This window comes from Mycobacterium sp., from assembly GCF_035623875.1.
In the GTDB taxonomy this organism is placed as follows: domain Bacteria; phylum Actinomycetota; class Actinomycetes; order Mycobacteriales; family Mycobacteriaceae; genus Mycobacterium.
In genome coordinates this window covers 1-7,409 of the sequence record NZ_DASPSP010000076.1, presented here as the reverse complement: position 1 = coordinate 7,409, position 7,409 = coordinate 1, and the positions used below count along the sequence as shown (strand labels likewise).

Genomic DNA, 7,409 nt, shown 5'->3' with positions numbered 1-7,409 from the left:
CACATTCGCCAGTGAGCGGGCCTATGGTTTTGGGATATGAGCGCGGTACCGCACGCCGACAGTGTCCGGCGTGGCGCCGACCCTGATCCGCACATCGTTGAGCTCAGCAAGCTCATGCTGGCCCGCGCGCCGAAACTGGGCAAGGCGCTGGCCGATCGGCTGTTCCGCGAGATCGACGCGTACCGCGACGGCACCGTCGTCACCAAAGACGAGGTACGTGCAAGTTGTCAGGCAAACCTGACGTTTGTCTTCGAATCACTTGCCGGGCACGCAGACGTTGACGTCTTGCCCGCCGAGCACACTGGGAGCGCACGCGCACTCGCCGGTACGCCGCTACCGGCGGTGATGACGGCCTACCGGATCGGTTTCCGGTTCATGTGGGAGGAAACCCTGGCCGCCGCGCAGGCCGCGGGAATACCCACCGAATCGATCCTGGACGCCACCGCGCGCGTCTTTCTTGCCCAGGACACCTTCACCCAGGCGATGTCCAGCGCCTACCGCCAACAGCTGACCGCGCAGATTCTGGAGCAGGAGGAAGAGCGGTCGGCGCTGGTCGAAGCGCTGCTGTCGCGGCGGATAACCGACATGCAAAGTCTCTGGGAGGCCGCCGACTTGCTGCGGCTACCCACCTCCGGACCGTACGTCGTCGTGGCAGCCGAGTTGCCGGCGATCGGGAAACTGGGGTTGCCCGCTATCGAAAACAAGCTCTCCACCCGCGACATCCGGTCGGCGTGGCGGCTACTGCCGGACTTACACGTCGGCATCGTTCACGTGCGGATACGCAACACTATCGACACTTTGATTTCAGTGCTCCGCCAGGCCGCGACGGTCCGGGTCGGCATCAGCCCGCCGTTCCACGACTTGGCCGAAACCGGCGACGCGCTGCGATTCGCACGGTTGGCGTTAGCCGGGAGGGCGTCGGGCGACTCGCTGGTCACGGTGTTCGACGACACGCCCCTTGCCGTCGCGGCGGTTAGCGCGCCCGAGGTGATGGCGAAGATCAGGTCGTCGCTGCTCAAGGGACTGGACAACCTGCCACCCGCGGAACGCACGATCCTATTCGACACCTTCCAGGCGTGGTTAGAGGCGGGAGGCTCCGCCAACGACACCGCGGAGAAGATCTTCTGCCATCCCAACACCGTGCGGCATCGTCTTCGCCGTATCGAGGAGTTGACCGGCCGGTCGCTTTCCCGGCCCAAGGATGTTGCCGAACTCTGCCTGGCCTTCGAGGTCGAGCAGCGGCTGCCCTGAGCGGCTTTGTCGCCGGAAGACAACAATCCGCCTCAACTTGGTTGGCTGGCGACGTCGCCGCGCCGCGGTGGGGTAGCTAAATTTTCCCCTATGAACGCACCGCAGCGTTCTAGGACCACCGGCTAATCCCCGAATTAGCAAGTGCCACAAGCCAACCCAATCAAAGAAATGTAGGTAAAGCCATGTTGTTGCCCGCCATCATCTTCCTGATGATCCTCTTCCCCGTGCTCCTCCCCGCCGGCATCACCGCCGTCGACGCGATTGCGCGGACCTACCGACGGAATTGGCCGGCCGGCCTGGCACCTCGCCCGTTCGCCGTTCCAGCCGCCGCCTGAAATTTGGCATCCCAGCCAGGGCCGCACCTTCCGGTGTGGCCCCGGCTTGGTCTATGGGGCGCCGGGCTGCAGAACCGCGGGGCCGTACCAGTGACAGGCGAGCAACGCGAGTTCGACGTCGAGCCGCTCGCTGCCGATGTCGCGGCCGCGCCGGGCGATGGCGCGGCCCACCCGATACTTCACCGAGTTGAAGTGCAAGTTGAGTTGCTCGGCAGCGACCTTGTAGCTGGAACCGCAAGCCAGAAACACCCGCAACGTCTCGCGCAGCCGCGCGTCGTTCTCGTTGTCGGCGGCGAGGTCACCGAGTACGGCCAGCACCCAATCGCGGGTACCGGACACGTCGCCGCCAAGACGCGCCATAACGGACAGGCCCGGGTCGGTCGCCGCAATCACCGTCGGCTCCGGCCGCTTCGCGATCACCGCGACGCTGCGAGCGGTTTCGGCCTCGCGGTGTGACTGACGAAATCCGTCGACACCGCTGGCCATGGTCCCGATCGCCACACTTGGGGAATCCGGTCGTGCGAGCGTGAACTCGCGGACCTTGGCCGCGGTCTCGGTCACCGCGGCACGATACGGTAGCCAACCCCATGCGCAGCTTCGGTCGGCGGCGACGAAGAGCGGGCCGGCGGCGGCGCCGGCAGCTTCGCCCAGATCGCGGACGAACCCCTGCAACCGGGCGAGCTCGTCGCCTTCGGTGCCCGGGTACCACATGACCAGCCCCAGGTGATGCCACCGCAGCGGATAGCGGATTGATGTGGTTGTCGCATCCACATCGATTGCCTTGTTTCCGGCCAGAATCTCGCGCACCCGCAGACCCCGAAGGCTGTTCTGGTTCTCCAGCCATCGTTCGCGTTCGTCTTCGTAGACGGCAACGACCTGCTGCGACATCCAGTCGATGTACTCGAACATCGTGCCGGTGATGGCCTCGATTACCGCCACCCGCATCGATTCCGCTATGTCGATCGCCCGCAATTCGGCGAAAACCATCTCGTTCATCTGGCGCTGACCGAGCCGATAGGCGCGCACCAGCGCGTTGACCGGCACCCCGTGCTGCGCCAATCGGCGGGCGTACTCCAGCGCCGCGGTGGGCGCCTCGACACGCTCGACCGCGATGTCGTAGCGCAACGCGTGTAAGAGCGTGTCAACGTTGCCCACGACGCTCGTCCCGAGCAACTCCACCAGCGCCGCATCGCCGGGTAGCTCCGGGATCTGGTCCTCGAGGGCGCGATGAATGACGGACGACGCGTCGCCCAACCGGTCGAGCAGTCGGGCGGCGACCTCGGCCACGTAACTGTCCACCGCGACATCGCTGGCAAGAGGTGGTTTCTTCACGTCAATGACGTTAGACGCGGTTGTCGTCCGGCGATAAGACTGCCGCGCGGTTTTGTTGACCCGCGACTGTATCAGGCGGCGCACAATTCCTACTGTGAGCGACACCCTCTGCAAACAACTGTCAAAGGAGACAGATAATGGGATTCACCAAGCCCTACCTTCCGGATGTTGATCCGGACACCTTTCTGAAGAAGCCGCTGATGGAGCGGATGCGGATTCTCGCCGTCGAATGGGCCGAGAACGGCTTCGGCGCACCGCGAATGGTCCACACCATCTACATCGTGAAGTTGATCGTGTTCTTCGCGATCGGAGGCATCACCGTTGCGACCGCGACCTCAGGCCTGCCCGCTTTCTGGCATGTCACCCAGTGGTGGAACCAACCGATTGTCTACCAGAAGGTCATCCTGTGGACCGTGCTGCTGGAATCCATCGGCGTCGCCGGATCGTGGGGTCCGCTCGCCGGCAAGATCAAGCCGATGACTGGCGGCATCCTGTTCTGGGCCCGACCGGGAACCATCCGGCTGCGCCCGTGGAAGTGGGTGCCGTTCACCAACGGCGACCGGCGCACCTGGTTCGACATCGCCCTCTACCTGGCACTGCTGGTGAGCCTCGCCGCCCCGCTGCTGTCACACGGCGTGCACAGCGACTCGCTCTCCAAGGCGGTGCCGGACAACACATCCGGCCTGGTGAACCCGGCCTTGCTCATCGCGCCGATGGCGCTGCTGGTGCTGATCGGCCTGCGCGACAAAACCATCTTCCTGGCCGCCCGCGGCGAGCAGTACTTCCCGGCGTTGTTCTTCTTCGCAGTTCTGCCATTCACAAACATGATCATCGCGCTGAAGATACTGATCGTGGTGGTGTGGGTCGGCGCCGGCTTCTCGAAGTTCGGTAAGCACTTCTCCAACGTGATTCCGCCGATGGTCAGCAATACGATCTTCGCGCCCAAGTGGGTGCGGCGGGCGCACTACCGTGACTTCCCGCGCAACCTGCTGCCGTCACGGCTGGCGGACTTCATGGCACACGTCAACGGCACCACGGTCGAGATCTTGGCTCCGCTGGTCCTGTTCTTCTCCACCAACAAGTGGGTGACGCTGGTTGCGGCGCTGTTGATGGTCGGGTTCCACCTGTTCATCATCTCGACCTTCCCGCTGGCGGTGCCGCTGGAATGGAACGTGGTCTTCGCCTACACCACGATCTTCCTGTTCCTCGGCTTCCCGAACTGGAGCGGATACGCCCCGTGGAACATGTCGCCGCCTTGGCTGGCTCTCGTCATCGCCGCCGCGCTGCTGTTCTTCCCCGTGCTGGGCAACCTGCGACCCGACAAGGTGTCTTTCCTGCCCGCGCTGCGGCAGTACGCCGGCAACTGGGCGTCTGCGGTGTGGTCTTTCGCGCCGGGTGCGGAGGCGAAGCTGGACCGCGTCACCCGCTCGACACGGAACCAGGTCGACCAGTTCATCGCGTTCGGCTACGAACCGCAGTGGGCCGAGATCACCGCGCAGAGGACGATCGCGTGGCGCACTATGCACAGCCAGGGCCGCGGCCTCTTCTCGCTGCTGCTGAGCCACCTGCCCGACATCGATACACGGTCCGTGCGGGAAGGCGAGTTCATCTGCAACTCCCTGATCGGGTTCAACTTCGGCGACGGCCACATGCACGATGCAGACATGATCCAAGCCGTGCAGCGCGAGGCCGGATTCGAGCCGGGTGAGTGCGTCATCGCCTGGGTCGAGTCGGAGGCATTCGGCAGCGGCGTTCAGCACTACCAGCTGATTGACGCCGCCTTGGGCGTCGTCGAGCGAGGTACCTGGAAAGTGGCCGACGCCGTAAAGGAGCAGCCGTGGCTGCCCAACGGGCCCATCCCGACCGAGGTGACCTGGTCGCTGCGTGGCACGGAGCACGGTCACGGAGCGCTGGCATGAATACCGCAGTGGTGGTAGGTGGCGGGCCCAACGGGCTCGCTGCCGCCATCTCCCTTGCCGCCCAAGGCGTGCAGGTCACCGTGCTCGAGGCCGCCGACGAGGTCGGCGGTGGCACTCGCAGCAGCGAAGCCATCATCCCCGGCCTGCTGCACGACCACTGTTCGGCGATCCACCCGATGGCCGTCGGCTCGCAGTTCCTCAGCAGCTTCGACCTGCAGCGGTACGGCCTCTCGTGGCGCTGGCCGGAGATCGATTGTGTCCACCCCCTCGACGGCGGCAGTGCCGGAGTGCTGCACCGCTCGGTGGCGGACACTGCGGCCGGTCTGGGTCGCGATGGGTCGCGGTGGCGGCTCGCGTTCGGGTATCCGGCCGCCCGGTTCGACGCACTCAGCGAGGACATCATGCGGCCGCTGCTGCGATTCCCCCATCATCCGCTGATGCTGGCCCGGTTCGGTGCGCCGACCGTGCTTCCCGGGTCGACGTTCGCGCGGCTGTTTCGCACCGATGAGGGCCGGGCATTGTTCGGAGGCGTTGCGGCCCATGCCTTCCGGCCGCTGCACTACCCGATGACCTCCGCCATCGGGATCGGCATCATCGCGGCCGGCCACCGGCACGGCTGGGCGGTGGCCGAAGGGGGATCGCAGTCGATCACCGACGCGATGGTGGCGCTGCTGAGCGATTTGGGCGGCAAGATCGAGACCGGTGTCCCGGTCCAGTCGGCGTCGCAGCTGCCGCCTGCCGACGTGACGATGTTCGACCTGGCGCCCACTGCGGTCGCCGGGATCCTCGGGGACCGTCTGCCACGACGAGTTTCTCGCGCCTTCACCAGGTTCCGGCGTGGTCCAGGCGCCTTCAAAGTCGACTTCGCCGTCGACGGCGGCGTGCCGTGGACAAACCCGGACGCGCACCGGGCCGGCACGGTGCACCTGGCCGGGACCTATCGCGAACTCGCCGCGACCGAGCGAGAGATCCACGCCGGACGCATGCCGGAGCGGCCGTTCGTGCTCGTCGGTCAGCAGTACCTGGCGGATCCGCAACGCTCGGTGGGCAATACGCATCCGGTGTGGAGCTACGCGCACGTACCCAACGGCTACGCCGGCGACGCGACCGAGGCGATCATCGCCCAGGTCGAGCGGTTCGCCCCGGGTTTCCGGGAACGCATCGTTGGACATACGGTTCGTTCGACGACGCAGATGGCCACCTACAACCCCAACTACGTGGGCGGCGACATCATGACCGGCGCCAAGGATATTCGTCAGCTGACATTCGGACCACGAATCACATTGTCGCCGTACACCACTGGAGTGCCGGGTATGTACATCTGCTCGGCGGCCACCCCACCGGGACCGGGCGCGCATGGCATGTGCGGCGCCAACGCCGCTCAGCTCGCACTCGCTTACCTCGCCAGGTAGCGCGAGCGCTAGTACTTGTAGAAGCCCTCGCCGGTCTTGACGCCGAGCTTGCCCGCGTCGACGTAGGTCTGCAACAAGTCCCGCGCGTTCTTCGGTAGGTGCGGGAACTCTTCGACGTAGTGGTTCTCAATGTCGAGAGCAACGTCCAGGCCGACCAGGTCCATCAACTGGAACGGCCCGGCCGGCGCGCGCAGATTGAGCTTGTACATCCCGTCGACGTCCTCCGGACGGGCCACCCCCTCGGCGACCACCGCCAACGACTCGCGTTTGATGGCGGCCCAGATGCGATTGAAGATGAAGCCGGTGCACTCCCGGCGTGCCTCGAAGGGGTAGACGCCGAACTCAGGCAGAACGGCCAGCAGCGTGTCGAGCAGACCTCGATCGGTCTCGCCGTCGGACATCAGGTCGAGCCCATTGACCTCCGGCGGCATGTAAAAGTGCGTATTGCACAAACGCGCTTTGTCCCGGACTTTTTCGGCCATCAGCCGCGAGGGGTACGACGACGAGTTGGTCGCGAAGATGGTGTCCGCCGGTGCCGCCCGGTCGATTTCGCCCCATAGCGGAATCTTGAGTTCGAGCTTCTCCGGGACCGACTCAACGACAAGCCAGGCACCGTCCAACGCCTCTTCCAGCGACGCCGCGCCCAACGCGACGCCCACTTCGCCGAAGCCTCGGTCGGCGACCACCCCAGGCAGGTTTTCCGTCACGTACTGCATCGCTTCGGCGCGCTGTTCGGCGCGCCGCGCAAAGAGTCGCACGGTTCCCCCACGGCTGGCCAACATCAGCGCGATACGCCGCCCCAGCGTCCCCGCTCCGATCACCGCGACGGGCCGGTTTCGGATGTCCTCGAAAGTGTAAGTGTACGAACCAGTCACACATGCATGCTAAGCGGCGGCTGGTTGTCCACCGTCGCTATGCCACAAAGACGAGCAGGGTGTTGTCTACGGTAGACAACACGGTGCGATCGATTCGATGGCATAGTCAGTCCATGGGATCGGCGATATTTGCTGGTAACAGAGGTGACCGTTGATGGCCGACGTCGATCAGCATGCGTCGCAGCGGAATCTGGTCCCTGACATTCCCGCGGAACTGCGCGACGCGGGCTTTGAAGATGCGGCGGAAATCGGACGGGGCGGCTTCGGCGTCGTCTATCGATGCGC

7 protein-coding genes are annotated in these 7,409 nt (G+C 65.2%); 5 read left to right on the top strand and 2 right to left on the bottom strand.

The features are described from left to right. Positions 1–36 precede the first annotated feature (36 nt). Entirely contained in the window at positions 37–1,251 is a 1,215-nt protein-coding gene (locus VEI45_RS06625; RefSeq protein WP_324851304.1) for a helix-turn-helix domain-containing protein, read from the top strand. Between the two features lie 182 nt (positions 1,252–1,433). Continuing rightward, complete coding sequence (locus VEI45_RS06620; RefSeq protein ID WP_324851302.1) at positions 1,434–1,586, top strand: hypothetical protein; 153 nt, start codon at positions 1,434–1,436, stop codon at positions 1,584–1,586. A 51-nt stretch (positions 1,587–1,637) separates the two neighbouring features. On the opposite strand, the gene VEI45_RS06615 is transcribed toward VEI45_RS06620, so the two are convergent. Further along, entirely contained in the window at positions 1,638–2,918 is a 1,281-nt protein-coding gene (locus VEI45_RS06615; RefSeq protein WP_324851300.1) for a PucR family transcriptional regulator, read from the bottom strand. A 137-nt stretch (positions 2,919–3,055) separates the two neighbouring features. On the opposite strand from VEI45_RS06615, the gene VEI45_RS06610 reads away from it, so the two are divergent. Continuing rightward, positions 3,056–4,837 carry a DUF3556 domain-containing protein gene (locus tag VEI45_RS06610; protein WP_324851298.1) on the top strand — a complete coding sequence of 594 codons (1,782 nt, stop codon included), beginning with the start codon at positions 3,056–3,058 and terminating at the stop codon, positions 4,835–4,837. After that, positions 4,834–6,249, top strand: a complete 1,416-nt coding sequence (locus VEI45_RS06605) for an NAD(P)/FAD-dependent oxidoreductase (RefSeq protein ID WP_324851296.1) — start codon at positions 4,834–4,836, stop codon at positions 6,247–6,249. The genes VEI45_RS06610 and VEI45_RS06605 overlap by 4 nt, the downstream gene beginning before the upstream one ends. An 8-nt stretch (positions 6,250–6,257) precedes the next feature. Here VEI45_RS06605 and VEI45_RS06600 read toward each other — a convergent pair whose 3' ends face one another. After that, entirely contained in the window at positions 6,258–7,124 is an 867-nt protein-coding gene (locus tag VEI45_RS06600; RefSeq protein ID WP_324851294.1) for a 3-hydroxyacyl-CoA dehydrogenase family protein, read from the bottom strand. 154 nt (positions 7,125–7,278) lie between these two features. Between VEI45_RS06600 and VEI45_RS26435 the strand changes: the two genes are divergently transcribed. Further along, positions 7,279–7,409: hypothetical protein (locus VEI45_RS26435; RefSeq protein ID WP_414687413.1), on the top strand; the 131-nt coding region annotated here is incomplete at its 3' end.